Raw genomic sequence first — 26,251 nt, forward strand, 5'->3', positions numbered from 1 at the left:
TGTTCAGGGCCGGTCAACGCTTGAAACCGAATTCGTGTCCGGCCTCAGGCTTCAGGTAACGGTCCCGCAGTCGCGTCGAACGATTGACCAGGGATTGCGGCTCACCATTGATCACGACCGCCTCCGCATAGCTCGTCACCTCGAGCGGATCGCCACTCCAGACCACAAGATCGGCCACACGCCCCGGGGCAATACTGCCACCCCCAATGCGGAAGACTTCGGCAACATTGGTACTGATCGCTTTGAGAGCCTCCTCGTAGGGCAGCCCCGCCGCAACCGCATTGCCGGCGGACTGCCGCGCGAGATACACATTGTGCGTTGACGCGTAACCCGGGCCGCTGATCAGCACTTTGCCCCCCGCCTTGTTCAGCAGGGCTGCGTTATCCAGCCGCGCGCCGAGAGTCTCGAAAGCGGTCGGCAGGTTATTGATGGCATCGACAATGACCGGTACTTTGGCCGCGGCAATCCGGTCAGCCACCATCCAGCCCTCAGCCGCCCCCTGGATGACCAGTTGCAACTGGAACTGGCGGGCGAGGTCGAGAACGGCAATGATGTCGCTGGCGCGATTGGCCGTCAGCAGCAGGGGCTGCTTACCCTCAAGCACCGGCTGCAGTGCTTCCAGGTCTTCAACAGAGTGGTTGAGTTCCCGCCACTGGCCGCGGCGGATGGCCTCGCGGTTATCACGATACTCCTTGGCCTCTTCCAGGGCGTTGCGAACCTTGGCGATCGCGTTGGCGCGACTGCCACCTGCGAGCAGACCACCAGCTTCGCCGGTAAAGGCCTTCTGCGCCAGATCGGTGGCGACCACACTGTCAAACTGCCCGTTCAGGGCGATGGCAAAACTGCGACCGGCAAAAACCCGCTGCGGGTCACCGACACCTTCCCCCCACATTTTGATATCGGGAAAAACCAGCGCGCGGGTTACACCGCCGGCACGGTTAAAGGGAATCAGGGTCGATTTGGGGTTGTAGGCCGGCAAGGGGTCAAAGGACGCTCCGATACTGTCGCCAGTCACCGCGTAGTCGTTGGTGCTGCTGGCTGCTCCGATTTCCACCAGGCCCAGCTCGGAAACCGGGGCGATAACACCGGGTGTCACGATCTTGCCACTGGCATCGATCTCCCGGTCTGCCTTGACGGCGATGGACGGGGCCACCTGCTCTACGCGACCGTCACGTACCAGGACATCGGCAGTATCCAGAGTTCCTGCCTCGGAGAGGGTGTGAACGCGGCCTCCCTTGATCAGCAAGGTCTCTGCCATGGCATTCGGGATGACGGCACCGGCGAGCAGGGCCAGCGCGGGAAATATCAGTTTATTCAGGGTTTTCACGAGCGCTCTCCCTCAGGATTCAGGATACCCAGTTCAAAATCACTATGGGACTGGCGGGCCGGGTCTTCACGGTCGAACATCAGCTCGCCGTCGATGAAGACCTTCTCCGCCTTGCTGTAGACACTGAACGGGTTACCGGACCACAGAACGACGTCCGCCATCTTACCCTTCTCGATGCTGCCGGTCTCATCAGCAACGCCCAGTGCCCTGGCCGGGTTCAGGGTCATCCAGGTCACCGCGTATTCCGGAGTGATATCAAATCCGGCGCGCTGACCGGCGGTCATGGCCTTGGCCACTTCCTCGTTCAGGTGCTGGATTCCGATCGCCGAATCCGAGTGGATCATGGCGCAGGCGCCGGCCTGATCGACGATGGCGATATTGGCCTCGGTCATATCGAAGGCCTCGTGCTTGAAGCCCCACCAGTCTGCCCACATGGCGGAGCAGACACCCTGCTCGGCCAGAAGATCGGCGACTTTGTAGGCCTCGACCGCATGGTGGAAAGCAGTGATCTGGAAATCGAATTCCTCGGCGATGTCCATCATGATGGCCATCTCCTCACCGCGATAGCAGTGGTTGTGCACCAGAATCTCTCCGTTGAGCACCCCGGCCAGGGTCTCCAGCTGCAGGTTGCGGTCCGGAGCTTCGCCACCCTTTTCCCAATATTTTTCCCACTTGTCCTTGTAGCGGGAGGCTTCCAGCCAGGCACTGCGATAGCCCGCAACATTGCCCATGCGCGTGGATGGCGCGGTGCCCTTGCCGCCGTATACCCGCTTGGGGTTCTCGCCGCAGGCCATCTTCATGCCATAGGGAGCGCCCGGGAATTTCATGTCCTGCACACTGCGACCGGGTACATTCTTCAGCGTTACACTGCGGCCGCCGAACAGGTTGGCGGAGCCCGGCAGTATCTGCAGGGTGGTGACGCCTCCCGCCAGGGCCAGTTCAAACTGCGGGTCCTGGGTCCAGACGGAGTGCTCGGTCCAGACTTCCGCCGTATTCGGCGAAGTCATTTCATTGCCGTCCTGGGAGGACTCAATGGAGGGAGCCGGATAATTGCCGAGGTGGGAGTGAACATCCACCAGCCCCGGGGTCACCCACTTGCCCTTGGCATCGATCTCGAGCGCGTTCCGGGGAGCGCGCAGCTTTTCGCCAATCTTGGCGATCCTGCCTTTTTCGAGTACCAGGTCGGTATTGTCGAGGCGCTCGCCAGTGCCGGTGAGCACGGTGGCATTGCGGATGATGACGGGTTTACTCTGCTCGATGGCGTAAGTGGAGGGGAAGGCATCGAGATCGGCGAAGCTCTTGCTCGCCTCCTTATCCCCACCCTTTTCCTCACCGCCACAGGCGGTCACAAGAATGGCGGCGCCCAGCAGGGCCGCGAGACAGCGTAAGTGATGCTGCATTGTTATGTCCCGGTGTCGTTGACTGTTTTGTTATCAATTGAGGTGACTATGCTACCAGCACTGCCCGCTTTCGCCATCGCCGGATCTGCCGGAATCGGTTGACCTGAAAAACCAGCCCCGACAAGAGATCATTTTTCATTCAACCCGAACTCCAGCGACCTCGACCGGATCATTGTCAGCGCTTTCTGTTATTCGAGGCACGCAAGCGCGCTGCATCCGCTACCTGTAAGTCCTGTGCCAGGTCTTCAAAGAGCGTCTCGCATCGCTCGCTCACCCCCAGCTGCACCAGGACTTCTGCCAGCGCCGAGAGGTGACAGCCCTGCCCTTTCTCCAGCCGTTTCAGCGTGCTCATACCAATGCCGCTGGCGGCGGCCAGCTCCTCCTGGGAACGATTGTGTGCAAGGCGCAGGTGCCGACACTGCTCTCCCATAACCCGGAGCAGTCTCGCAGCCTTCCGGCTGGCATCCCCGCTCTCCCCAGAGCCCTTCATGTCACCCCCTCGCTTCAATCTGCCTGCTGCACGGCGCATTATACGGTCGAGTACCGACCAAATCCGGCCCCTGTAGACATTGCGTGGTCCCCGTGCTGGAATTCCGGGGCCGGCACAGGGAGTCGCGGCCGGCAATATGCTCAGTTGGGCAGCAACAGGAATGGAAAATGACAATCAAGGACCAGGGCAAGCCGGCACTGCCTGTTGACGTCAACGGGGAGACCCGTGTCATTTACGAGGCGCTGCGCAAGAGTGAAGAGCGCTACCGGGAGCTAGTAGAACACGCCAACTCGATCATCCTCCGTTGGGACCGCAACGGGTTCATTACCTTCTTCAATGAATATGCCCAGCAGTTTTTCGGCTATTCCGAGCGTGAGATTATCGGTCGACATGTAGTCGGAACCATCGTGCCAGAGAATGAAAGCACGGGGCGGGACCTCCGGCCGCTGATGGATGAAATCTGCCGTGATCCCGAGGCCCACCGTTACAACATCAATGAAAATGTCACCCGGTCGGGCAAGCGTGTCTGGATTGCCTGGACCAACAAGGTTCTCAAGGACGATGACGGCAATCTGGTGGGAGTCCTCAGCATCGGCTCCGACATTACCAAGCAGCGGCGTCTCGAAGAGGAGCTGCGTCAGGCCCAGAAGATGCAGGCAATCGGTGAACTCGCCGGGGGCATCGCCCATGACTTCAACAATATGATTCACGGGATCAGCGGCTATGCCGAGGTTATCCGCGAGTTGAGTGATCACCCGCAAGTCGGCGAATACGCAACCCACATCCTGACAACAGCCCAGCACGCCGCGGAACTGACTCAGCAGCTCCTCACTTTCGCCCGCAAGGGCAAATATCAGCTCAGGGAATGCAACACCCACGAAATCATCCGCGACGTCTGTGCGATGCTGGCACGGACGATCGACCGGAGAATCATTATCGAGCAGAATCTGCTGGCCTCCCGCTACCATATTCTCGGGGATACCGCCCAGCTGAAGAGTGCACTGCTCAACCTGGGCATCAATGCCAAGGATGCCATGCCCGACGGGGGCATGCTGCGCCTCTCGAGCCGCAATGTGGAAATCGAATCCCCGACCACGATATCCGAATTTGAACTGCAACCCGGCCCACACCTCCAGATCACCATCAGCGACGACGGCACCGGCATGCCCGAATCGGTGCGGCAGAGAATATTCGAGCCTTTTTTCACCACCAAGGACAGCGGCCGCGGCGCCGGTCTGGGTCTTGCGGCGGTATACGGCATGACCCACATGCACCAGGGGGCGATTCGCTGCCACAGCATGGAAGGCCAGGGGAGCAGCTTTGACCTGTTCCTGCCCATTGGCCAGGTAGAAGAAAAAACGGAGGGCCAAACCCGGCATGCAACCGGGCGCAGCAAGGGGATCCGCATCATGGTGGTGGATGACGAACCGATGGTGCGGAACTACTCCAAGGCCCTTTTTGAAATGCATGGCCACCGGGTATGGGCATTCGATTCGGCCGAGACCGCCATCGCTTTCTATCGGGGCAACTACCGGGAGATAGACCTGGTATTACTGGATATGATCATGCCGAAAATGGACGGCCAGCAGCTGTTTTCGCTGCTGAAGGCAATCAATCCGGACATCAATGCGATTCTGTCGACGGGTTACAGCGTTGAGAGCAAAATCGAGAGCATCCTGCAGGATGGCATTCTCGAATGTATCCGCAAACCGTTCACCTACGACCAGCTGGAGTCATTACTGAAACGGCTGACCGCGGAGGGCCGCCTCCCAAAACAACAGGCCCCTGAAACCCACAAGCCCTGATGCAGGAAAGAAACGGCTTCCTCAGTAATGCAACAGCTTGATGATGGGCTCCCCATTGTCACACTCGCCCACCACTTCGGGGTCGGTAATCCTGGAGCCGGCCTGGATGACCTTGTTTGAGGGGTAGGAAACGAAGCAGGCAAAGTTGAAATTCACCGCCCAGTTACAGAGCAGGCGCCCGTCCTCTTCCTCGTAGAACCGTTGCTGGCAGAACGAGAGATACGGACTGGCCCCACCACCGCCCTGGCGGGATTCGGAATCAGAAACTTCCTGGGCAAAAACACCGATCGGGAGCAACAGCCCCAGCGCGAGTAACCACTGCATAACAACACTCGCCTATCAACCCTGCAATAATTCCAGCATAGCAACGGCTTGCGCGTGCTTCCTCTTTCCTGCTGCCTTGGCGGAAGTTTCAACCGGCAGACATGAAAAAAGGGGGTGGGCAAAGCCCACCCCCTGAAAGCCAATTCTCGCGGAAGGGAAATCCGGAATTGGAAGTTCAAGGTGAAAATGCCGACTCAGCCTGCCTCAAACCTCGGGACCGGATGAGTCCGCCGCTCACGAATTCACGCAACGACTCGATACCATAACCGTTTATTGCAAATCCGACAGCGATAAGGAATATATTATTCCTTATCCGGTGAAGCAAGGCCGGCGCGCAAACAATGGTATTTCCGCTTTGCTTTACGCCAGCAGGACAATGATTGGCATGAATGTCAGCTGGCTCGAGACCTTCTCGACTGTCCCTGCTGGCGGAACACCGCCACCGCTTCGCGGCTGCGCTCAAACAGGTCCTTGGCCTTCTCATCCCGCTGGGACATCAGCAGGAACAACAGGTCAGTCACCATCAACTGTGCCGTACGGGCGAGGATGGAAGAACTGCGGGTACCGGCTTCATCGGCAACACAGAAGAGGTTGATGCCGGCCACTTCCACCAGCGGGTTGCGGGAAAAGCTGGTCAGGGAAATCACCGCGGCGCCCTGGGCCAGGCCTGCCTCGGCAACTCGTACCACCTCCTGGGTCTGGCCCGACTCGGAAATGGCAAGAATCACATCCCCCTCTCCCAGCGTTGCAGCATTCGCCATCTGCACGTGGGTATCACTCTCTACCAGTACGGCTTTACCCAGCTTCATCAGCTTGAATGCCAGGTCCTTGGCGACCAGCGAAGACGCTCCGACGCCGGCCATCAGGATACGCCCGGCACCGCCGAGCAAACCAGCCGCAGCCAGTAGCTGGGCCTCAGGGTTCACCGCCAGGGTCTCGTTCAGCGACACGGTCTTGCGGGCAATCAGCTTCTGCGCGACGGTGGTGACGTCATCCCCGATGGCGATATCGCCATGGATCGCTTTCGGCAGCAGTGACGTTCGGGCAAGGGATTCGGTCAGGGAAAGCTTGAGGTCGGAATACCCTTTGTAGCCAAGCTTCTGGCTGAACTTGACCACACTGGACTGGGAGACACCAATGCGATCTGCCAGCGCCTTCGACGACTTGCCGCGCACCTCCTCCACATTCTCCAGAAGAAAATCCGCGATTCGACGTTCGTGACTGGACATCGAATCCCGCATCGCGCGGATTTTTGCAATCGAACCCATAGTTTTCACGCTATCGGAAGCACCTGGCCCCCGGCCCTTTCAAAGATCCAAGTTACCGGGGAGCAGGATCGGCACGACCGATGGAAAAACCTTTGCCCCACCAAAGAATAAATGATACCAATATGAGGAATTATTAGGAATAATTATGCACGGCGTCGCGAGGCGCACGGAAGAATAACAACGGGTGGGCATTGATGGAATTGCAGTTCACTGGGCTCGACTGGGCAATTTTTGCACTCTACGGAGCCATTCTTGTCGGCAGCGGCTGGTACTTCAGCCGGAGCCGCGCCGCAGACAGCCGCGACTATTTTCTGGCCCACAACAGCATGCCCATGTGGATGGTGGCCATTTCTACCCTGGCCACCACACAGTCCGCAGCGACCTTTCTCGGAGGGCCGGACCTGGGTTATCGCGGTGACCTGACCTATCTGTTCACCAACCTGGGCGCGTTCCTGGCAGCTTTCGTGGTCGCCCGCCACCTGATCCCGCGCTTCTACAGCCAGCGGGTCACCACGGTTTACGAGCTGCTGCAGAGTCGCTTCGGGGAAGGCGCCAAGCAGAAAGCCGGGGCCATGTATCTGCTGGGTCGGGTCTTTGCCAGCGGCGCCCGTCTCTATATGGCGGCAATCGCCGTCTCCATGATCCTCTTCAATGACATCGATGCTGATCACGTCGTGCTGGCAGTACTCGTGCTGACGGCAGCGGGCCTGCTGCAGACCTTCATCGGCGGTGTGCGCTCGGTGATCCAGAGCGACGTGTTGCAATGCATCGTCTACGTCAGTGCTGCCATCGCCGTGGTCGGGGTACTGCTGTGGCAGATTCCCGCGGACCTGCCAGCGATTGTCTCCGCGCTGCAGAGCCCGGCCGATGGCAGCGGTTCCAAGCTGGCACTGGTCGACACCAGCTGGAACCTGCAGGATCCCTTCACCCTGTGGGCAACCTTCACCGGCTTTGTGCTGCTGAACATTGCCGCCTTCGGCCTCGACCAGGATGTCACCCAGAGGCTGCTCACCTGCAAGACGCCCCGCGATGGTGCCCGTGCCATGCTGCTGTCGGTGGTGATGGTGGCGCCGGTGATGGCGGTCTTCATGGGTATCGGCCTGCTGCTTTATATCTTCTACCAGGTACCGGAGCTGATGGGCGGCACCGCCGTCTCCTCGCCGGCCGGTGGAGACGTCACCGTCTTTATGCATTACGTCCTCAACGAGATGCCTGCGGGTCTGCGTGGGCTGGTGACCATCGGCGTCATTGCCGCAGCGCTGTCGACACTGAACTCCAGCCTCAACTCCATGGCCAGTGTCCTCACCGAGGATCTGTACCGCAACTGGCTGGAGCGGCGCGGAATCAACAAGCCCGCCCACCACTTCGTGGTCGCGGGACGCAGCGCCATGGCCCTGATCGGTGCTGCACTCAGCGGCATGGCCATCCTGTGTTTCTACTGGCAGCAGATCAGTGACCTGCCGCTGATCACCTTTGCCCTCTCGGTCATGGTGTTCGCCTACTCCGGGCTACTGGGTGTCTTCTTTACCGTTCTGTTTACCAACCGCGGCAGCGGCCTGAGCGTGACCATGGCGCTGATCGGTGGCTTTTTCGTCACCCTCATGCTGCAGCCCTGGATGATTACCCTGCTCACAGGCAATGAGGAACCGCTGGTGCTCGCCTTTACCTGGCAGCTGTGTCTGGGCACCGCCATCGCCTTCTCGATCTGCTGTCTCGGTAAACCCTCCGAGCTGGCCGACAGCGAGATCCCCGAGGAAGCCCGCGCATGAGCCAGTGCTTCCTTGGCATCGATGGCGGCGGCACCAAAACAGTCGGGCGCATCGGCGGGCCCGGCATGGCGCCGCTGGAACTTCGCGCCGGGGCCAGTTCGCTGACCCAGGATATCGAGGGGGCGATCGGCAACGTCATCGGGCTGTGCCGCGACCTGCTGGCACAGAGTGGCCTCACGGCGGAAAAGATCCAACTGGTCTGCGGCGTCGCCGGAGCCGGTAATCCCTCGGCCGCAGCGAAAATGAGTGCCCGGCTCGAGTCCCTCGGTTTTGCCCAGGTAACGGTCACCTCCGATGCGCGGACCTCTCTGATCGGTGCCGGTGCCGGCAGCCCGCTGGTCATGGCCGCCATTGGCACCGGCTCGGTCGTGATGCGACTAGCCAGTAATGGCGAGATCCGGCAGTTCGGTGGCTGGGGCCTGGCGGTGGGCGACGAAGGGAGCGGCGCGGCCATCGGCAAGAGCGCCGTGCGCGCTATGCTCTGGGAGCTCGACATTTACGGCAGCCCACGGACCCCGCTCTGCCAGCAGATCATGGCGGAGGTAGGACAGCATCGCGGCCCCATCCTGGCCTGGTTGCAGAGCGCCGGCTCACGGGAATATGGCGCCCTGGCGCCACTGGTGTTCTCCCACCTGCCCGGCTGTGACCTGGCGCGGGAGATCGTCTCCAACACCACCGCGGAGGTGGAGCGCCTGATCCGCGCTGCGTCCGCCGCCGAGGCCTTGCCCCTGGCGTTGCTGGGTGGGTTAGCCGAGAAGCTGGTGCCCTATCTGGCCCCGGACCTGCAGGAGCGCCTGATTCCGCCGCTCGGCACCGCCCTGGACGGTGCCTGCATTCTGGCCAGAAGCGACTGCATGGTCGCTACTGCGCCCTGAAGTTAGCCGAATAGTCTCAAAAGGAAGGATCCTGGAGCCCCGCTTTCCAGGAAATCATGGCAACTGCGCGAATTTGGGTTTACTGCCGCCGGCGTTATAACAGGCGTAAACCCGCTCTCGCCAAATTCTGGAACACAACAATGAGCCAAGACCTGATTCAGGAGCTGAGCCGCCTCACCAGTGAGGCCCGCAACCCGGATACCCAGGACATCGACTTGCTGCCCACCGAGGCCATCCTGGAAAAAATCAACACCGCCGACCGTGAAGTACCCGTCGCCGTGCACCGCGTCCTGCCCCAGGTTGCGGAGGCGGTAGAAAAGATCGTCGAGGCGTTCAAGAACGGAGGCCGGCTCATCTATATGGGGGCCGGCACCAGCGGCCGCCTGGGGATCCTGGACGCCGTCGAGTGTCCACCCACCTATGGCGTCAGTGAGGATATGGTGGTCGCCCTGATTGCCGGGGGTGATGACGCCGTCTACCGGGCCCAGGAAGGGGCCGAGGACAACCCGGACCTGGGTCGCGCGGATCTGCAGAAGATCAACCTGTGCGACAAAGACGTGGTCGTCGGTATTGCCGCCAGCGGCAGGACCCCCTATGTGATCGGCGGACTGCGGTATGCGCGCGAGCTGGGCTGCACGACCGTGGCCCTTTCCTGTAACCGCGCCGCGGTGATCGCCAACGAGGCAGACATCGCCATACTGCCGGAAGCCGGCCCGGAAATCCTCACCGGGTCTACCCGCATGAAAGCGGGCACGGCGCAAAAGCTTGTGCTCAACATGCTGACAACCGCCAGCATGATCCGCCTTGGCAAGAGTTTCTATAACCTGATGGTGGACGTGAAGGCCACCAACGCCAAACTGATCGGCCGCACGCGCCGGATCGTGATGGAGGCGACCGGGGTAAGCTTCGAGGAAGCTGACCGGGTACTCGGCCAATGTGACCACAATGCGAAGCTTGCCATCATGGTCATCCTGAGCGGGCTTGATCGGGCTGACGCTGAGCGTGCGCTGAAAGAATCCAACGGGTTCCTGCGACTGGCGTTACAGCAGGTAAAGCCAGAAAGGCAAGCTGAGGAAGCGCTTGCCTGAAGCGGAAGGGACTCTGAGTGTGGGGGCACAGTGTATTAGTAACCCCACACTGCCTTCTCTCCTAATCCTGTGGCGACACAGCGCCAGGATCCCTGTCTTAATTTCTGGCGGCGGGACTTCGTCAGTAAGGAAAGCCCCCGAAAATATTCTCCCCAGCGCATCCCGGCAATGTGATTCCGGTTCATAGTGGCCAGTAGCTCCGGCTGAACTCAATGCTCCCAACACCGTTCAGCTAGTCAGGAATCCCCCCGGACCGAGGCCCCTCCTCCAGCAACTCTGCGACGATCTCCAGCCAGTGCCGTACCGGTATCTCGGTGCCGCCCTGCAAATGCAGCTGGCAGCCGATATTGGCGGTGAGGATGGTGCCCGGACGGGAAGCCTCCAGATTTTCCAGCTTCTCCGCGCGAAGGGCCCGCGACATCGATGGCTGCAGTACCGAGTAAGTGCCGGCGGAGCCACAACAGAGGTGCGCATCCTCCACCTCCGGCAGACTGATTCCCAATCGGGAGAGCAACCGCTCGACCCGTCCGGTCAATCCCTGCCCATGCTGCAGCGTGCAGGGGCAGTGAAATACAAATTCATGACTGATGTCCCTGTTTGGAAACTGGAAGGATTGATCCCCGAACACCTGCTCCAACACCTCAACCGGATCTCGAATCAATTGCGCGATCTGCTCGGCCTTGTGGCGGTATTCCGGGTCGTCCGCCAGTACGGTGGCATAGTCCTTCAGGTGCACACCGCAGCCGCTGGCAGTAGAGACAATCGCCCGGATTGGCTCCTTACTGAGCCGCTGCCACCAGTGGTTCACCTGCCTGCGCGCCAGCGAGCGCGCCTGCTCCTCGCCACTGGTGTGGTAGCTGGCCGCGCCACAGCAACTGGCCGCTGCTGACTCCTCCACCGGCACGCCGAGGGCGTTGAGGATACGCAGGAAGGCGGCATCGCTTTCCGGCCGCAGGGTCGGCTGCACACAGCCCCTCACCAGCAGCACCTTGCCGCGTTCCGGATCGGTCGTCACCGAACGGCGCAGCGAGTCGGTGGCTGGAGATGCACGCTGCCCGCGGCGGGCCGGGAAATAGACCCGTCGCAGGGCCCGCGGCATCAGCGGGCCAAAGGGGCGGCCGATGGCCATCAGCACCCGGAAAAGGCCCGGGGTCACCATCAGGATGCGCAGCACCCGGCGCAGGGCTTTCTGTAGCGGCGTTCGAGGCGCCAGCCGTTCGCTGGTGGTGCGCCCCACTGCCACCAGCTTGTGGTATTCCACACCGGATGGGCAGGTGGTCTCGCAGCTGAGACAGGTCAGGCAGCGATCCAGGTGGGTGCGGGTTACTTCCGTGGCCTCACCGGTCTCGAGCATTTCCTTGATCAGGTAAATCCGTCCGCGCGGACTATCGAGCTCATTGCCGGCCTGCAAATAGGTGGGACAGGTGGCGGTACAGAATCCGCAATGCACACAGGCATTCAGCACCTCTTCCGCCCGTTTCGCCTCCCAGGGATGCAATAGCCCCTCGATAATGCGAACCTGCATCAGTGCTCTCCCCCACCGCCAAATTGATCGCTGAAAATCGCCGGGTTGAAGATACCCCGGGGATCAAAGGCCTGCTTGAGCCGCCGGTGCCAGTCCGGCGCGGCGACAACTGGCGGGACTGCCTCGCCCCTGAGCACGCGGAGGAAACCGCCCGCGTCCTGCACCGCGCGCTGTAATTCCGGGTGATTGCCACCCCTGACCCAGATACGGGCGCCTTCCCAGTCCAGCAGGGTTTCGCCCTCTTGAATCGCCATCGGTGTCCGTGGCGGCAAAAACAGGCAGGCCAGTCCCGTGGCACCGAAAAAATCGCTGCGCAGATCACGCAGCGCTTTCCAGTCGAACGCAATGTCATCCCCACCCATCGAGGGCAGGACCTGATCCAGGGCCCCCGCCCTGCCACTCAGGCGCAGGTAGAGCTGGCCGTCGCGCCAGCAGCTGGCGCTGAGCAGTGGGCGCAGCTCCCGACAGCGCGGCCACCAGTCTTCCAGCTCCTCGCGGCGGACGGCGAAAGCTCGTGTCACCTGCTTTTCCGGCAATGGCGCCAGACGCAGGGAAACATCGAGGATCACCCCGAGGGTCCCGAGCGCACCCGCCTGCAGGCGGGACAGGTCATAGCCGGCCACATTCTTCATCACCTGGCCACCGAAATTCACGATCTCGCCACGGCCGTTGACCAGCCGGCAACCGAGTACTGTATCCCGCAGGGAAACCCCGAGGGAGCGCGCGGGGCCATCCCAGCCGCAGGCGATGGCGCCGCCCAGCGTGCTCTCGGCTGTTGGCACCGGGATATCGGCGGCGAAACGCTGGCCATGGCTGGCCAGGAGGTGTTCGAGTTCGATCAGCCTGGTGCCCGCACGCGCACGGATGACCAGCTCATCGGGCTGATAGTCGATCACCCCGCGGTGGTCGGCGACGGAGAGGGATGCACCAGCCGGCACCAGCCCCAGGCTGGCACGGCTGCCACTGCCAACAATCCCCAGAGGCTGCGCCCCGGCCAGTGCCTCCTGCACCTGTGCCTGCAGTCGGGTACTGCGGTCGTGCTCTGCGCAAAACTCACTCATGGGAACGCCTCAATGCGCGGTATTCCTGGCACCGGGCCAGCTCGGGAATCTGTTTGTCGGGGTTGAGCAACCGCTGCGGGTCCAGTGCTTCCTTGATGGCCATGAACTGTGCAATCTCCGCGTCGCTGAACTGCACTGCCATCTGGTTGATCTTTTCCAGCCCGACGCCGTGTTCACCGGTGATGCTGCCACCGACGGCGATGCAGTACTCGAGAATATCCGCCGCCAGGCGTTCCACCCGCTCCAGGACATCGGGTTCACGGCCGTCAAACATGATGATGGGATGCAGGTTGCCGTCACCGGCGTGAAAGACATTGGCCACCCGCAGATCGTAATTCACGGCAAAGGACTGGATGGCTTCCAGCACGTCGCCAATGCGGTGGCGCGGCACGGTGCCGTCGATACAGTAATAATCCGGGGACAGGCGGCCGATGGCAGGGAAGGCGCTTTTGCGCCCCTTCCACCACAGGGCCCGCTGCACATCGTCTGCAGCCAGCTGCACACGGGTGGCACCGGAGCGGCCGAGCACCTCCTCCACCAGCAGCAGCTCGGCCTCCACCTCGCGGGGATCACCATCCAGGTCGATAATCAGGATTGCCGCCGCATCCAGCGCATAGCCTGCATGGCAGAATGCCTCGGTGGCAGAAATGGCCAGCGCATCCATCATTTCCAACGCAGCGGGAATCACACCGGCCCGCACGATGGCGGAGACGGCATCGGACGCGGCCCGCACGCAGGAGAAATCCGCCATCAGTGTGCGGGTGTCTTCCGGCAGTGGTGTGAGTTTCACCGTGACTTCGGTAATGATGCCGAGACAGCCCTCCGATCCATGCAACAGTGCCAGCAGGTCGTAGCCCGGCTGGGACAGGCACTGGCTGCCGAGGAGGACGACCTGCCCTTCTGCCGTTACAACCCGTAAGGCCACCACATTCTGGACCGTGACGCCGTACTTGAGGCAATGCACACCGCCGGCATTTTCGGCCACGTTGCCACCGATGGAGCAGGCGATCTGGGACGAGGGATCGGGTGCGTAATAGAGGCCCAGAGGTGCGGCCGCGCGGGAGACCTGCAGGTTGACGGCGCCCGGCTCCACCCTGGCGGTCATGGCATCCCGGTCCAGTTCCAGGATCCGGTTCATGGCGGCGGTGACCAGCAGCACGCCCGCCTCGATGGGTTTGGCCCCGGCGGACAGCCCGGTTCCCGCTCCGCGGGTCACCAGGGGTACCTGGTGGCGGTGACAGGCGGTGGCGACAGCGACCACATGCGCCTCGCTCTGGGCCAGCACCACCGCCAGCGGCCGGCTGCAGTAGACCGGTAGCGCGTCGCATTCAAAGGGAGCGATCTGCTCCCGCTGCGTCAGCAGGCACTCCGCCGGCAGCCGGGAGCGGAGCTCGGTTAACAGGGCTTCTGCGGACACAAGATCAAACCTTCCAGATAATCCTGCGGCGGTACATCTGCCACATCACCAGATAAAACAGTGCCAGGCAGCTGACGGCAAACGCCAGAGAACCGCCGTAACTGCCAAACAGGGGCTGGAATACATTGCCGAACAACCATCCCTTGAGCGTCGTCTCCCCGACCGGCACCATGATGAGCAGCCGCCCCACGACGCCGGCCAGCATGAACAGGGCGATGGCGTTGACACCGAATACCAGCAGCGGTGCCAGCGGCCCGCGGAAACCGCGGATATCCACCAGATAGAAGAGTGTAGCCAGCAGCATCAGGGAAACACCGCCGGTCACCATCACGAAACTAGGTGACCACAGTGCCTTGTTGATCGGCACCCAGGGATGGAGAAACTGACCGACCAGCAGGAGCAGGACCCCGGCAACGCCCCAGTGCTGGCAAAGCTTCAATCGGCTGGCTTCCGAACCATCACTCGATTTCCAGGCCAGTCCGGCCAGTACGCCCAGCAGACAGGTGGAGACCGCGTGCAGTGTGGTCAGCACGCCCTCCGGGTCAAACGGGAACGGCTCTGCGTTGCGGTAGTAGAGGTGCTCCTTGCCCAGCAGCCAGTAGTCCAGCCAGGCAGCAAAGTGGTTGCCAAACAGCAGCTGACCGTGGAACACCTCGCCGCTGTCACCGCTGTATGGAATCAACATCATCATCAGCCACGGTACCAGCAGACACAGCACTGCGGCCACGACCAGGCCGCGGGTGGAGAGCCAGGACACCAGATAACAACAGAGGATGTATACCAGAGCGATACGCTGCAGCACACCAAGCCAGCGGATACCCGCAAGGCGATCCTCAAACCAGTCGTAGGCCGGATCGCGGAAATTGTAAAAAAATACCGCGAGAAAAAGCCCCAGGCCGAACAGCTTCAGCGCGCGCGACCACTGCGGCCAGCCGACCGCGGGAAAAGTCTCACGGCGGCCGTTGGCCAGTACCATGGAAACACCAACCACAAACAGGAACAGCGGGAAGATGACGTCCGTGGGAGTCCAGCCGTGCCACTCCGCATGCGCCATCGGCGCGTACACATAGGACCAGCTGCCGGGATTGTTCACCAGCACCATTGCGGCGATGGCTAGCCCCCGCAACAGGTCCACCGACATCAGCCGTCCCTGCGGGCTGAGGGAGAGGATCTGTTCCTTGTGGCGCTGCAACATGCTCAGCCCTCCGGGTAGAGCAGGTAGGGCTGGCGCTGTTCGATGAACTGCTGGTGCGCACCGGCCCAGCTGCGTCGGATCTCGTCCTCGCTCTGGCCAGCCACGATCGCCTTGCGCAGCCGGTCGGTGCCCGCCAGCTTGTCGAAGAAGCCGGCACGGGAGAAAAATTCTTCCACCGGCTCACCGGTGCGGCCGGACCACTCGATCAGGTGTCGGAGGGAAAAACGCGGTTGAGCGTCCAGCGCCCGCAGGTCGTCCCCCCTGACAAGGGCGCCGCGATGCTTGGGATTTTCGCTGGCACCGGGAATCGGCTGCGGGGTGAATTCAAAGCGGCCCTGCTCGTCGCCGGGATGGCCGACAACCTGGAACGGAAACTCGGTGCCGCGGCCGATACTGACCGTCGTGCCTTCAAACAGTCCCAGGGAGGGATACAGGCGGATGGACAGGTCGTTGGGCAGGTTGGGCGAGGGTTTCACCGGCAGTGAATAGGCATCGCTCTTGTGGTAGTTGGCCACCGGCACCACGGTCAGCTCGCAGCGGGCACCCTCTTGCAGCCACCCCTCGCCGTTGATCATCTGCGCCAGCTCTCCCACCGTCATGCCGTGCACGAGGGGAATCGGGTGCATACCGACAAAGCTGCGGAATTCCGGCTCCAGCATCGGGCCATCGGTGTAGTCACCATTCGGATTCGGGCGATCCAGTACCATCAGCGGCACACCATAATCCGCACAGGCCTGCATCAGGTAGTGCAGCGAGCTGATATAGGTATAAAAGCGCACGCCCACATCCTGGATATCGAACAGCAGCCAGTCCAGATCGGCGACGCTTTCCTCAGACGGTGCATACTGCCCGCCGTACAGGGAGACAATCGGCAGGCCGGTGGGACCGTCGATACCGTCGTCCACCTTACCGCCGTTCTCCACATCGCCGCGGATACCGTGCTCAAGGGCAAAAATGCGCGCGATATCCACGCCCTCTTTGCGCAGGAAGTCCACCAGGTGCTGCTCGCCCACCTGCGAGGTCTGGTTGACCACCAGCCCCACACGCTGTTCTTCCAGCAGCGGCAGGTAGCGCCCGGGCTGCTCGGCACCGGTGAGCACGGGTTGCGGTCGATCCTCGCTGCAAGCGGAGAGTGGCAGCAGGCACGTCAGTACCGCCATCAGGGCCAGCAGGCGGCGAAGGGTGAAAGCATTCATGATAGCGCTGTCTTTTTTATTCACATCCATGGTCTCTCGGCTAGCTGTCAGCGGACAGGGAAATCGAAATACTGCTCGGGCCAGGGCTCTGGCTTGAAGGTATAATGCCACCACTCCTGCGCATAATTGGCAAAGCCGTGGGCGGACATGGCGTCGCGGAGGAGCATGCGGTTCTGGACTGCGATGGGATCTTTTAGTGGGTATTCAGTCGCAGAGCGCTCATCCATGAAATCGAAACCGGTGCCCATATCGAGCAGCTCACCGCTCTCCAGCCGATACAGGCCCAGGTCCACCGTTGCGCCGCGGCTGTGGCCGGAGCGCTCGGCGATATAACCGCGTTCGAACATCTGTGACTTCTCTTCCCGGGGGTAGAACTCCTCTCTGGTGGAGAAATCCTCGGGCTCGGCCGCCCAGCGCACAAAATGATTGACGGCCTGTTGCGGACGGTAGCAGTCAAAAACCACCAGACCCAGGCCGAGGCTGGCCAGGTCTTTCGCCACCGCCTTCAGTGCGCCGGCGGCCCCCGGAGCCAGCAGGCAGCGGTTGGCCTCGTAGCCATCCAGGGGCTCGCCGACCAGGTTGTCGCCGCTGAAATATTTCATGTCGACGCGAATACCCGGGGCTTCGACCGTCGCCATCTGCACCGGCGGCTCAGGCGCCTCCTGGGCACAGGCGGTCAGCACCACCAGTGCCAGCAACCAGCTTTTTCCCACTTCCATGACACCCCCTCCCCGGCCGCTCCACCCGGATTCACGCCGGCCTGATTATTCTTGGATGTTTTCCCCTGGCAGCGCCGTACTCAGAGCGCTTCCAGCTCGCGGACCCCCGCCTCCACTTCGTCAGCGCACATGACACGGATTGCCGGAACGCCATTCAGCGAGCGCAAACCATGCATTTCCAGGTCCTCGCGATCCTCCACGTAAGAGCGGATTGCCGCGAGAATTTCAGCAGTAATCTCCTGACCCGGCACCAGCAACGGGATGCCCGGTGGATACGGCACTACTTCGTCACAGGCGATACGCCCTACCAGGGCCCTGCCGTCATTGCCACTCAACGGCAGTTTTTCACCGCGGGCGAAATAAGCGGCTCTCGGCAACACGCGAATGGCACTCAGCGCCGGCAGGGACTGGCCGCTGTCGGCGGAGCCCGACTCGAGGCAATCCCCCGACAGGTGTCGCAGTGCCTCTTTCAGGCGCAACACCTTGCTCTCCGTGGTGCCGATGGTGACGAGGAACGACAGGGTGTTGTGTGTATTCTTCTCCACCTGGATGCCATATTTGTTGAACAGCACCTGCTGTGCCTGCGGCGCAGAGACACCGGCACAACCGACATCGATGGTGACCTTGGTGGGATCCAGCAGGATGTCATCACCGGCGACTTCGTCGCTGCAAAGGTCTTCCACTGCCAGACTCGCAAAGGGAGTGGATTCGCGCACGAACTGGCGAATGTCCTCGGCAAAGGCCAGGGTGCGGCTCATTACCTCGAAGCCCTCGATGCTCATCTGCTTGCGCGCCACATCCAGGCTGGCAATCATGCCGTACTGGGGGCTGGTGGACGTGTGCATATTGATGTCTTCACGGAAACCCGCCGCATCAAAGTCTTTCACACTCTCGCCCACGTGAATCATGCTCGCCTGGGAAAACGCCGACAGCATCTTGTGGGTGGACTGGGTCACGAAATCAGCACCACACTCCACCGCTGTGGGGCGGAGTGCCGGGTGGAAGCGGCCGTGCGCATACCAGGCTTCGTCGATCAGCACATAAACGCCGTGGTCATGCGCATAGTCGATGATCGGCTTCAGGTCATAACGCAGGCCGTCATAGGTGCAGGATGTCAGCACCAGCAGGCGTGCAGACGGGTTGCGATCAATGGCATCGAAAATTTTCGCCTTGGATACCGGCCCGTAAATACCGTAGTGCTGGTTGACCGAGGACTCCAGGTACACCGGCAGCGCACCGCTCATGATCATGGCGTGGTGCACGGACTTGTGGCAGTTGCGGTCCACAATTACCCGGTCGCCACTGCGCAACAGGTGCTGCAGGACGATCTTGTTGGATGTGGAGGTGCCGTTGGTGACGAAATAACTGTGCGCAGCGCCAAAAGTCTTGGCGGTCAACTGCTGGGACTGGCGGATCACGCTGATGGGGTCCATCAGGGAATCCAGCATCTTCACGCTGACGGACAGGTCCGTATTGAAGATGTGCTCGCCCATAAAGCGGTAGAAATCCACCACCCACGGACTGGAACTCAGGCTGTCGCCACTGGAGTGGCCCGGCGTGTGCCATGAATCGCGGGCAGCATAGACATACTCGCGCAGGGCATCGGCGAAAGGAGTGGCGATGCGCTCCAGCAGGATCCGGCGCAGGGTGCGGTAGACCACGCCGTAATTGGACTCGCTGCGGGAGATCACGCTCTCGTAATTCCGCTCACTGGCCGCGCTGCCACCTGCGGTCAGCAGCACGCAATCGATCTCAGCGCGCCAGCGGCGCAGTGTGCTGTAGGCCTCTGCCAGGGTGTCCGGACCCAGGCTGCCATCATCCAGTGCGACGATCTGGGTTTCACCGCGCTGGAGAAAATCCTCCAGCTCATCCAGCCCGGTGTGGCAAAAAGCCAGCCTCACCGGCGAATCATGGTCACTTTCTGCCACCAGGCCCAGTTCAGAAACCCAGCGGGCGCCAAACCTTGGCTCCGCAGTGACCAGTACAATCTTGCATTCCGTCATCAACGCACTCACAAACTACAGCAACAGCAAACCCAGGCCGACAAAACCAACCGCACTGACAGCGCCGGCTATCAGGGCATATGGCAACTGGGTTCGCACGTGATCAATATGTTCCGTGCCCGCCGCCAGCGACGAGACAATGGTTGTATCCGAGATGGGCGAAGCGTGGTCCCCGAAGATACCCCCGGAAAGCACAGCCGCCACAAACAGGGCTGGTTCAGCGCCCAGTGCCGACGCCACCGGGATGGCGATGGGCAACATAATGGAGAAGGTACCCCAACTCGACCCCACAGAGAAAGCGATCACGCCGGCAACCAGGAAAATCACCAGGGGCAGAAACGCCACCGGGATGGCATCCCCGACCATTCCGGCCACATAGTCACCGGTGCCCAGGGTCTTGGAAATCGAGCCCAGGGCCAGCGCCAGCACGAGGATGACGGCCAGCGGCAGCATGCGGCCGGCCCCCTCCATCCAGGTGTGACTCAGCTCCTCGAGAGTCATACTGCGCTGAAAAATGACCAGCAGAGAAACCACGGTCAGGGCTGCAAAGGAGGCCCACAGCACGGAAGTGGAACCGGAACCGGCAAAGATCTCGCCATCTCCGGTGATCCAGAGCCCCACCGGCATGGCGACGATCAGGGTAATCACCGGCAACAACATGTTCATCAGGCGCGGCTTGACGTGCTTGCGCTCCGCCGTTGCAGCGGCAATGTCGACACCGTCCACATCGCCGCCGTAGGTACGGGCCTCGGCCTTCGCCATGGGGCCCGGATTGTAATCCCGGGTGATGGTATAAGCCGTCAGCGCAACAGCGGTGATGGCATAGAGGTTCAGGGGAATACTGGCCAGCAGCACCTTCAGCGGCTCATCCACCCCGAGGCCATCCAGCAGCCCCAGGTTAAATGCACCCCAGGCGTTCAGCGGGATCAGCATACAAATCGGGGCGGAAGTGGAATCGATGATATAGGCCAGTTTTTCCCGCGCGACCCGGAAACGGTCGAACAGCGGCCGGGACACGGTACCCGCCACCAACACGGTGATGTTGGACTCGATAAAGATCACGATACCGACCAGCCAGGCCATCCATTGGGCCCGCTTGCCATTGGTGACCCAGCGACTGCGCTCGAGAAAACGGACAAAACCGCTGACAGCCCCGCAGCGCTCCAGGGTAATGATGAAAGCACCGATGATCAGGGTGAATACCACCACCCGCGCGTCACCCGGGTTGGACAGCACCGCAATCACGCCATCGAGTGCTTCGGCGAGGGAGGCGAAGAAGCCCGACTGGTTGAGCAGAAAATACCCGAGCCAGATACCGGCAAACAGCGCCAGATAAACCTGTCGGGTGAGTAGCGCCAGGCCGATGGCAAGAAATGGCGGCAGCAGGGTAATCCAGGATAATTCAGTCATACAGCATCGTTTGATTATTGTTTTTAATATGCTGACAGGCCCCGGAGGGCCTGCCGAAACAGCTTTTATCGCCGGAACCGATAATTAACGGAATCCAGCCTGTTCGAGCGGAATGAAGCGGTCCTCAACTCACCACCGCTTCCTGCAGGATCAGGGCGCCGCTGTCCCCGTCCAGTTCCGCCATGGCTCCCACCGGCACCACGGTCTGGTCGTCCACATGACCAATCATGAGACCGCGCACCACCGGCACCTCGAGCCCGGCACAGCGTTCGCGCAGGACGTGCTCGACACTGAAGGTGTTGCCACTGGTGTCCGCATCGGTGAACTTGCCAAAGACGATCCCATTCACCTCGTCCAGCTTGCCGGCCAGCCACAGCTGGGTGAGCATCCGGTCGATGCGGTACGGTGCCTCGCCCACATCCTCCAGGAACAGGATCTTATCGCGGAAATCCGGCTCGTAGGGTGTGCCCAGCAGGCTGCACATCAGGGTCAGGTTGCCCCCGATCAGCCGCCCGCGGGCGCGTCCACCGCGGAAACGGGTCACCCGGTTGCGACGCTCCACCCGGCCCGGGCCGCCCTCAAACGGCGGTGCCTCACCAAGACGGGCCGGGGCCTCTGCCCGCACCAGCACCTTGGAAAACTCCTCAAGGGTGTAGTCGCTGAAATTCTGTGCAGCGATGGGACCGTGGAAAGTAATCAGCCCGCATCGCTCATGGATCGCGTTCAACAGTGCAGTAATGTCACTGTACCCGAGCAGCACCTTGGGGTTCTGCCGGATGGTGCCGTAATCGAGCATGGGCAGGATTCGCGGAGTGCCGTAGCCGCCGCGCAGGCAGAAGACCGCATCCACCTCGGGATCCGCAAACATGCGGTTGAAATCCTCCGCGCGCGCCGCATCCGGCCCGGCCAGATACTGGGTACGCTGGTAGAGGTGCTCGCCCTCCTTCACCCGGAAGCCGAGGGACTTCACCACGTCGATGGCGAAGCGGATATCCTCATCCTCCCAGGCATTACTGGCTGGTGTGACCAGGCCCACGGTCATGCCGCGGCGCAGGCGGGCCGGGCGCAGCAGCTCACCAGTGGATGGCGCTGCACCGGCGTTTCCGGCAGCGGCAAGGCTTCCGAGCAGTGGTGCTGCCACCAGGGACTTGATCAGTGTTCTTCTTTCCATGGGACTCTCCTCACACCACTTCTCAACTGCCTTCACTCACGCGCTCGAAACGCAGATCCTGAAAGTCGTAACTGAAATCCACACCGCGGGACTGGGGCTGCAGGGTCAGCACCAGGGTGCCATCCTCGTCGCGCTCCGCGCGCATCCAGGCGTCCGCATCCAGGCTGCGATCATCCCACTTCACGCTCCAGACGCCGGGGGCCGCAGTCAGCATGGTACCGGTGAGGCGCGGCGACTTCAGTGAACGCCAGCGCAAACCGTCATTGTTTCGCTCGATCTCAATGGGGCCAAACCAGGGGTCACGATAGCTTCCGGTGACCTCCGCATCGGAAATGTCTGCCATGCTCTCCGGCGCCGGCAGCAGTTCCGGCTCGTAGGGCTCCGAAGCACCGCCATAAAGCTCCTGGAAGTACGCCAGCCAGTCCTGCTCTTCCGCCCCGAGGTAGGGCTTCAAGAGGCCATAGATCAGTGCCTGCCGTGCGACACCGGCACTCCGATTCATCAACACCACGATGGCCAGCTCCTCTTCCGGCACCAGTGCCGCCCAGGCATACATGCCGGAGAGTGAACCCGTATGGTGGATTACCCGCTTGCCGTGCATGTCCTGGACCCGCCAGCCCAGCGCATAGGCGTAGAAATGGCCTGCGTCACGTTCGGAACGGGATTCAGACAGCGGCATCAGGGTGACCGGCCGCCAGAGTTCATCGCGGGTCTCCTGACTGAAAATCTGCTCACCGGACGGGGAGACACCACCGGCCAGCAGCGTACGCAACCAGGTCACCATATCGCCGGCACTGCAGTGCATACCGCCCGCAGCGGCAAGGACGATCGGTTCGTCACCGGCCAGGTTCGGCGTATCCACCACCAGCCCCTGTTCCTCCAGCCGATGGGGATCCGCCAGATTGTCCCGCGCCGAGGCCGGTACCGGGCCGGCGTAACAGTGCTCGAGACCCAATTTCTGCAGCAGCCGACCCTGGACAAAGTCCTCGTAACTCTGCCCGGACACCGCCGCGATCAATTCTCCGGCGATGATGTAAAGGAGGTTGTCGTAGGCATAGTCGGAGCGAAAGCTTCGGGTAATGGGCAGGTACTGCAGGCCGGAGAGCACATCGTTGCGATCGAAGGTATTGGGTTGCGGCCAGAGCATCAGGTCGCCGGCCCCTGGCCCCAGGCCAGATCGATGGGTCAGCAGATCGACAACGCGAAATTCCGACGTGATCCAGGGGTCGGCCAGCCTGAACTCTGGCAGGTGGTCCACGACGCGACTGTCCCAGTCGAGCTTGCCCTCTTCCACCAGCAACGCCAGGGCTGCGGTAGTGAACGCCTTGGTGGTCGAGGCAAGCTTGAACAGCGTTTCGTCATCCACCGGGCGGGGCGTTTCCACGTTGGTCACACCGAACCCGCGCAGCAGTACCGGTTCTCCACGATGCCAGACAGCGACTGCAGCTCCGGGCACCCGTTCTTCCTCGAGCACACGCTCCACCAGGCTTTCAATTTCACTGGACGAAGGTGGGGAATCAGTGCACCCCGCGAGAAAGACAGCGATCGAGGCTGCAACTGCTTTTATTTTCATTGTGATACCCCTGCAAAAAAAGACAGACGGCCGGATGCATTGATGGATTGGATTACCCCGGTTTGTGAGAGCAACTCAATCGTTCACTATTTGCACGCGAGAACCACTTTTTGCCATGCGCATCAGGCGCGGCTGCGGATCCTTGACGGCCCGTCATGAGTAGAATAATTTATCAACTCATAAAATACGTGTAAATATAATTTATTCCAACCTCACGCTGCCGAATCTGGTATCAAGCAGGCCGGAAGTAAGGCCAACCGCACAGCCAGCAGCACAAAAAGGCAGCAGCAAAAAAGGGAGCACCCCGTGTCCTCACCTAACCTCTCGCGCAAGCTAACGCTACTCCTGTCCGCCGTGATTACCTTTTCCTCTCTCAGTGCCGGTGCGGCGGACAACCTCCGGGATGTACAGAAACTGGTCGACAGCGGTCGTTACAGCGACGCCCGCGAACAGATCAAACAACTGCTCGGGAATAAGGCTTTGAAGTCGGAACACCGGCAGCTGCGCTTTGAGGCGGAACGGATGCGCCGCATTGAGATGGACTTCACCCTTCAGCGCGACGATTTGCTGACTTCAATCCAGCGCTATATTCCTGATGCCACTGATGCCGACATCGAGGCATGGGACAACGCCGGGCTGCTGGAGTCAAAAATCATCGACGGAGAACGTCGCTTTTTTGGCAAGACCGCCTACAACCTGGTCCATATCTCTGATGCCGCAGCAGCGAGGACCGGGGAATACCGCCGGTTTACGGATAAGGCACCGCTGTATCAACTGCACTCGCACCACAGGGAAATCATTCAGGCGAAAGAACCGGTCCGCAAGCGCATCCGTGTCAGCTACTCCCTGAGCGTCGACCCGGACGCGGTACCTGCTGGCGAGACCGTCCGCGCCTGGCTGCCGTTTCCCAAAACCATCGAAGGCCGCCAGGAAAATGTCGCACTGCTGGCCTCTTCACCATCAGACCACGTGCTGGCACCGGTGACCCAGCCCCAGCGCACTATTTACTTCGAGAAGCAGGCCGAACCAGGCAAACCGGTCGAATTTGCTGTGAGCTACGAATTTGACAGTATCGCCCGCTTCACCCGAATCAATCCCGAGCGGGTAAAAATGGTGGAGCCCACCGAGGCCCTGACCCCGTTCCTCGGGGAGCGCGCCCCGCACATACAGTTCAGTCCCTCCCTGCGCGCGCTCTCTGAGCGCATCGTCGGCGACGAGACCAATCCCTACCGAATCGCGCAGAAACTGTTTGCCTACGTAGACAGCATCCCCTGGGCCGGGGCCCGCGAGTATTCGACTATCCGCAATATCAGCCAATACGCAGCGGAAGCGGGACATGCTGACTGTGGCCAACAGACCATGCTGCTGATCACCCTGCTACGCATGAACGGCATCCCCGCCCGCTGGGAGTCCGGCTGGGAGTTTTCCCCCGCCACCTTTGACACCATGCACGACTGGGGGCAGCTCTACCTGGCCCCTTATGGCTGGATGCCCATGGATGTCACCCACGGCAAGCTGGCCGGCAAGAATGACAGCGAGACCTGGTTTTACCTCGGCGGTATTGACGCCTACCGCCTGATTTTCAACAGCGACTACGGCGAACCCTTCTTACCTGCCAAGCAACACTTCCGCTCCGAGACCGTCGACTCACAACGCGGCGAGGTGGAATGGCGCGGCGGCAATCTCTATTTCGACCAGTGGGACTACAGCCTGGAGTGGGAGGTGGTCGACCAGGGCTGAGCCCCGGTCAGCCGCAGCAATAAAACCCTACAAAAAGGCCGAAATCCCCCGGGGGATTTCGGCCTTTTTGTAGGCGCTGGAAAGCAACAGTGGATCAGGCCTCCTGGGTCAGCAACCCGCTGACAAGTCCCTCTACCAGGTGCAACTGGCCGGAACGGAACAGCAAGCGCTGCATATCCTCATCCTCATCGGCGGGCACCACGAAGAGCCGGATATCCGAATGGATGCTGGCCGCGTTGTAGTTGTAACGGGTCAGGCTGAGCACTTTGACACCCAGCTCGCGGGCGTGATTGGCCACATCCACCAGCGACTCCTCACCACCAAAATCACAGATGATGCACAGCAGGTCCTCCTCACCAAGCGAGTTCGCGATCCGCTGCTGGACCTGGGCCCCTTCCACGAACACCGCCCAGCAGCCCAGCTCCAGCAACTGGTAAGTGAGATATTTTGCCACTGCCACTGAGCCGGGGCAGGCAGAGACCTGGATACAGCGGGCACCGCGAATTGCGGCTATCGCTGCGGCAAGACTCTCCGCCTCATTGATGCCTGCCGTATTCTCCAGCACCTCGAGCTTTTTCTGCCCGAGCTGGCTGAGGGGATTGTCCGGCTGGGCAAAGTGGCCATCACCACCGCCCTGCCCGGACTGGCCACGACTGGTTTCCGCGTAAGTCTCGTAGACTGCAAGCTTGAGACTCGGGTAACCCTTGTAGCCAAGCTTCTGCGAAAACTTCACCACGCTTGACTGGCTGACACCAACCACGTCCGCCAGTTGCTGCGAGGAGTAATCGCGCAGCAGCTTGGTATTATCCAGAATGAAATCAGCCAGCTTGCGTTCGTTGACTGACATCTGGTCGCGCATCGCGCGCATCTTCAGCAAACATGTCATGCTTGGGGC

The 26,251-nt window shown here is 61.3% G+C and carries 21 protein-coding genes; 5 read left to right on the top strand and 16 right to left on the bottom strand.

From position 1 onward, the window contains the following. Nucleotides 1–13: 13 nt before the first annotated feature. The 3 genes from LVD12_RS02275 to LVD12_RS02285 all read right to left on the bottom strand — a co-directional run bounded on the left by LVD12_RS02275 (nucleotide 14) and on the right by LVD12_RS02285 (nucleotide 3,217). Nucleotides 14–1,327 (bottom strand): amidohydrolase family protein, encoded by a 1,314-nt coding sequence (locus tag LVD12_RS02275; RefSeq protein ID WP_237065341.1) that lies wholly within the window; start codon nucleotides 1,325–1,327, stop codon nucleotides 14–16. Next, nucleotides 1,324–2,727: an amidohydrolase gene (locus tag LVD12_RS02280; RefSeq protein ID WP_237065342.1), complete on the bottom strand. Its 1,404-nt coding sequence runs from the start codon at nucleotides 2,725–2,727 to the stop codon at nucleotides 1,324–1,326. The genes LVD12_RS02275 and LVD12_RS02280 overlap by 4 nt, the downstream gene beginning before the upstream one ends. Before the next feature lie 175 nt (nucleotides 2,728–2,902). Next, nucleotides 2,903–3,217, bottom strand: coding sequence for a helix-turn-helix domain-containing protein (locus tag LVD12_RS02285; protein ID WP_237065344.1), 315 nt, complete (start codon nucleotides 3,215–3,217; stop codon nucleotides 2,903–2,905). Between the two features lie 167 nt (nucleotides 3,218–3,384). Between LVD12_RS02285 and LVD12_RS02290 the strand changes: the two genes are divergently transcribed. Then, entirely contained in the window at nucleotides 3,385–5,022 is a 1,638-nt protein-coding gene (locus tag LVD12_RS02290; RefSeq protein ID WP_237065346.1) for a PAS domain S-box protein, read from the top strand. A 21-nt stretch (nucleotides 5,023–5,043) separates the two neighbouring features. Here the strand turns inward: LVD12_RS02290 and LVD12_RS02295 are convergent, their stop codons facing one another. Beyond that, nucleotides 5,044–5,346 (bottom strand): hypothetical protein, encoded by a 303-nt coding sequence (locus LVD12_RS02295; protein ID WP_237065348.1) that lies wholly within the window; start codon nucleotides 5,344–5,346, stop codon nucleotides 5,044–5,046. 392 nt (nucleotides 5,347–5,738) lie between these two features. Beyond that, nucleotides 5,739–6,614, bottom strand: coding sequence for an SIS domain-containing protein (locus LVD12_RS02300; protein WP_237065350.1), 876 nt, complete (start codon nucleotides 6,612–6,614; stop codon nucleotides 5,739–5,741). Nucleotides 6,615–6,808: 194 nt separating this feature from the next. Between LVD12_RS02300 and LVD12_RS02305 the strand changes: the two genes are divergently transcribed. From LVD12_RS02305 to murQ, 3 genes are all read left to right on the top strand, one after another. Continuing rightward, complete coding sequence (locus tag LVD12_RS02305; protein ID WP_237065351.1) at nucleotides 6,809–8,383, top strand: sodium:solute symporter; 1,575 nt, start codon at nucleotides 6,809–6,811, stop codon at nucleotides 8,381–8,383. Next, nucleotides 8,380–9,258 carry a glucosamine kinase nucleotide-binding domain-containing protein gene (locus tag LVD12_RS02310; RefSeq protein ID WP_237065352.1) on the top strand — a complete coding sequence of 293 codons (879 nt, stop codon included), beginning with the start codon at nucleotides 8,380–8,382 and terminating at the stop codon, nucleotides 9,256–9,258. The genes LVD12_RS02305 and LVD12_RS02310 overlap by 4 nt, the downstream gene beginning before the upstream one ends. Nucleotides 9,259–9,398: 140 nt before the next feature. Continuing rightward, nucleotides 9,399–10,346, top strand: a complete 948-nt coding sequence (murQ, locus tag LVD12_RS02315; protein ID WP_237065353.1) for an N-acetylmuramic acid 6-phosphate etherase — start codon at nucleotides 9,399–9,401, stop codon at nucleotides 10,344–10,346. A 232-nt stretch (nucleotides 10,347–10,578) separates the two neighbouring features. Here murQ and glcF read toward each other — a convergent pair whose 3' ends face one another. From glcF to LVD12_RS02365, 10 genes are all read right to left on the bottom strand, one after another. Next, a complete protein-coding gene (gene glcF, locus LVD12_RS02320; RefSeq protein ID WP_237065354.1) occupies nucleotides 10,579–11,871 on the bottom strand; it encodes a glycolate oxidase subunit GlcF in 1,293 nt (430 codons plus the stop codon). Then, the gene (glcE, locus tag LVD12_RS02325) at nucleotides 11,871–12,932 is read right to left on the bottom strand and encodes a glycolate oxidase subunit GlcE (protein ID WP_237065355.1); all 1,062 of its coding nucleotides are present in this window, start codon (nucleotides 12,930–12,932) and stop codon (nucleotides 11,871–11,873) included. Before glcE ends, glcF begins: the two co-directional genes overlap by 1 nt. Next, nucleotides 12,925–14,349: an FAD-linked oxidase C-terminal domain-containing protein gene (locus LVD12_RS02330; protein WP_237065356.1), complete on the bottom strand. Its 1,425-nt coding sequence runs from the start codon at nucleotides 14,347–14,349 to the stop codon at nucleotides 12,925–12,927. Before LVD12_RS02330 ends, glcE begins: the two co-directional genes overlap by 8 nt. A 4-nt stretch (nucleotides 14,350–14,353) precedes the next feature. After that, nucleotides 14,354–15,544: an acyltransferase family protein gene (locus LVD12_RS02335; RefSeq protein WP_237065357.1), complete on the bottom strand. Its 1,191-nt coding sequence runs from the start codon at nucleotides 15,542–15,544 to the stop codon at nucleotides 14,354–14,356. A 2-nt stretch (nucleotides 15,545–15,546) separates the two neighbouring features. Beyond that, nucleotides 15,547–16,770: an exo-beta-N-acetylmuramidase NamZ family protein gene (locus tag LVD12_RS02340; RefSeq protein WP_237065358.1), complete on the bottom strand. Its 1,224-nt coding sequence runs from the start codon at nucleotides 16,768–16,770 to the stop codon at nucleotides 15,547–15,549. A 17-nt stretch (nucleotides 16,771–16,787) separates the two neighbouring features. Next, nucleotides 16,788–17,459, bottom strand: coding sequence for a M15 family metallopeptidase (locus LVD12_RS02345; protein ID WP_237065359.1), 672 nt, complete (start codon nucleotides 17,457–17,459; stop codon nucleotides 16,788–16,790). Nucleotides 17,460–17,539: 80 nt separating this feature from the next. Beyond that, a complete protein-coding gene (locus tag LVD12_RS02350; protein WP_237065361.1) occupies nucleotides 17,540–19,462 on the bottom strand; it encodes an aminotransferase class I/II-fold pyridoxal phosphate-dependent enzyme in 1,923 nt (640 codons plus the stop codon). Between the two features lie 15 nt (nucleotides 19,463–19,477). Continuing rightward, nucleotides 19,478–20,872 carry a Na+/H+ antiporter NhaC family protein gene (locus LVD12_RS02355; RefSeq protein ID WP_237065363.1) on the bottom strand — a complete coding sequence of 465 codons (1,395 nt, stop codon included), beginning with the start codon at nucleotides 20,870–20,872 and terminating at the stop codon, nucleotides 19,478–19,480. Between the two features lie 124 nt (nucleotides 20,873–20,996). After that, nucleotides 20,997–22,043 carry a S66 peptidase family protein gene (locus tag LVD12_RS02360; RefSeq protein ID WP_237065365.1) on the bottom strand — a complete coding sequence of 349 codons (1,047 nt, stop codon included), beginning with the start codon at nucleotides 22,041–22,043 and terminating at the stop codon, nucleotides 20,997–20,999. Between the two features lie 22 nt (nucleotides 22,044–22,065). Further along, nucleotides 22,066–23,616 (bottom strand): serine hydrolase, encoded by a 1,551-nt coding sequence (locus LVD12_RS02365; RefSeq protein WP_237065366.1) that lies wholly within the window; start codon nucleotides 23,614–23,616, stop codon nucleotides 22,066–22,068. A gap of 306 nt (nucleotides 23,617–23,922) precedes the next feature. Between LVD12_RS02365 and LVD12_RS02370 the strand changes: the two genes are divergently transcribed. After that, nucleotides 23,923–25,356, top strand: coding sequence for a transglutaminase-like domain-containing protein (locus tag LVD12_RS02370; protein ID WP_237065367.1), 1,434 nt, complete (start codon nucleotides 23,923–23,925; stop codon nucleotides 25,354–25,356). Nucleotides 25,357–25,450: 94 nt separating this feature from the next. Here the strand turns inward: LVD12_RS02370 and LVD12_RS02375 are convergent, their stop codons facing one another. Then, nucleotides 25,451–26,242: a MurR/RpiR family transcriptional regulator gene (locus LVD12_RS02375; protein ID WP_237065368.1), complete on the bottom strand. Its 792-nt coding sequence runs from the start codon at nucleotides 26,240–26,242 to the stop codon at nucleotides 25,451–25,453. Nucleotides 26,243–26,251 lie beyond the last annotated feature (9 nt).

Source organism: Microbulbifer guangxiensis (assembly GCF_021729075.1).
GTDB classification, from domain to species: Bacteria; Pseudomonadota; Gammaproteobacteria; order Pseudomonadales; family Cellvibrionaceae; genus Microbulbifer; species Microbulbifer guangxiensis.

Excerpts from the sequence above, each read along its gene's own strand:
- LVD12_RS02280 (WP_237065342.1), bottom strand. The coding sequence starts at position 2,727 with ATGCAGCATCACTTACGCTGTCTCGCGGCCCTGCTGGGCGCCGCCATT.
- LVD12_RS02285 (WP_237065344.1), bottom strand. The coding sequence starts at position 3,217 with ATGAAGGGCTCTGGGGAGAGCGGGGATGCCAGCCGGAAGGCTGCGAGA.
- LVD12_RS02290 (WP_237065346.1), top strand. The coding sequence starts at position 3,385 with ATGACAATCAAGGACCAGGGCAAGCCGGCACTGCCTGTTGACGTCAAC.
- LVD12_RS02295 (WP_237065348.1), bottom strand. The coding sequence starts at position 5,346 with ATGCAGTGGTTACTCGCGCTGGGGCTGTTGCTCCCGATCGGTGTTTTT.
- LVD12_RS02300 (WP_237065350.1), bottom strand. The coding sequence starts at position 6,614 with ATGGGTTCGATTGCAAAAATCCGCGCGATGCGGGATTCGATGTCCAGT.
- LVD12_RS02305 (WP_237065351.1), top strand. The coding sequence starts at position 6,809 with ATGGAATTGCAGTTCACTGGGCTCGACTGGGCAATTTTTGCACTCTAC.
- LVD12_RS02310 (WP_237065352.1), top strand. The coding sequence starts at position 8,380 with ATGAGCCAGTGCTTCCTTGGCATCGATGGCGGCGGCACCAAAACAGTC.
- murQ (WP_237065353.1), top strand. The coding sequence starts at position 9,399 with ATGAGCCAAGACCTGATTCAGGAGCTGAGCCGCCTCACCAGTGAGGCC.
- glcF (WP_237065354.1), bottom strand. The coding sequence starts at position 11,871 with ATGCAGGTTCGCATTATCGAGGGGCTATTGCATCCCTGGGAGGCGAAA.
- glcE (WP_237065355.1), bottom strand. The coding sequence starts at position 12,932 with ATGAGTGAGTTTTGCGCAGAGCACGACCGCAGTACCCGACTGCAGGCA.
- LVD12_RS02335 (WP_237065357.1), bottom strand. The coding sequence starts at position 15,544 with ATGTTGCAGCGCCACAAGGAACAGATCCTCTCCCTCAGCCCGCAGGGA.
- LVD12_RS02340 (WP_237065358.1), bottom strand. The coding sequence starts at position 16,770 with ATGGATGTGAATAAAAAAGACAGCGCTATCATGAATGCTTTCACCCTT.
- LVD12_RS02345 (WP_237065359.1), bottom strand. The coding sequence starts at position 17,459 with ATGGAAGTGGGAAAAAGCTGGTTGCTGGCACTGGTGGTGCTGACCGCC.
- LVD12_RS02350 (WP_237065361.1), bottom strand. The coding sequence starts at position 19,462 with ATGACGGAATGCAAGATTGTACTGGTCACTGCGGAGCCAAGGTTTGGC.
- LVD12_RS02355 (WP_237065363.1), bottom strand. The coding sequence starts at position 20,872 with ATGACTGAATTATCCTGGATTACCCTGCTGCCGCCATTTCTTGCCATC.
- LVD12_RS02360 (WP_237065365.1), bottom strand. The coding sequence starts at position 22,043 with ATGGAAAGAAGAACACTGATCAAGTCCCTGGTGGCAGCACCACTGCTC.
- LVD12_RS02365 (WP_237065366.1), bottom strand. The coding sequence starts at position 23,616 with ATGAAAATAAAAGCAGTTGCAGCCTCGATCGCTGTCTTTCTCGCGGGG.
- LVD12_RS02375 (WP_237065368.1), bottom strand. The coding sequence starts at position 26,242 with ATGACATGTTTGCTGAAGATGCGCGCGATGCGCGACCAGATGTCAGTC.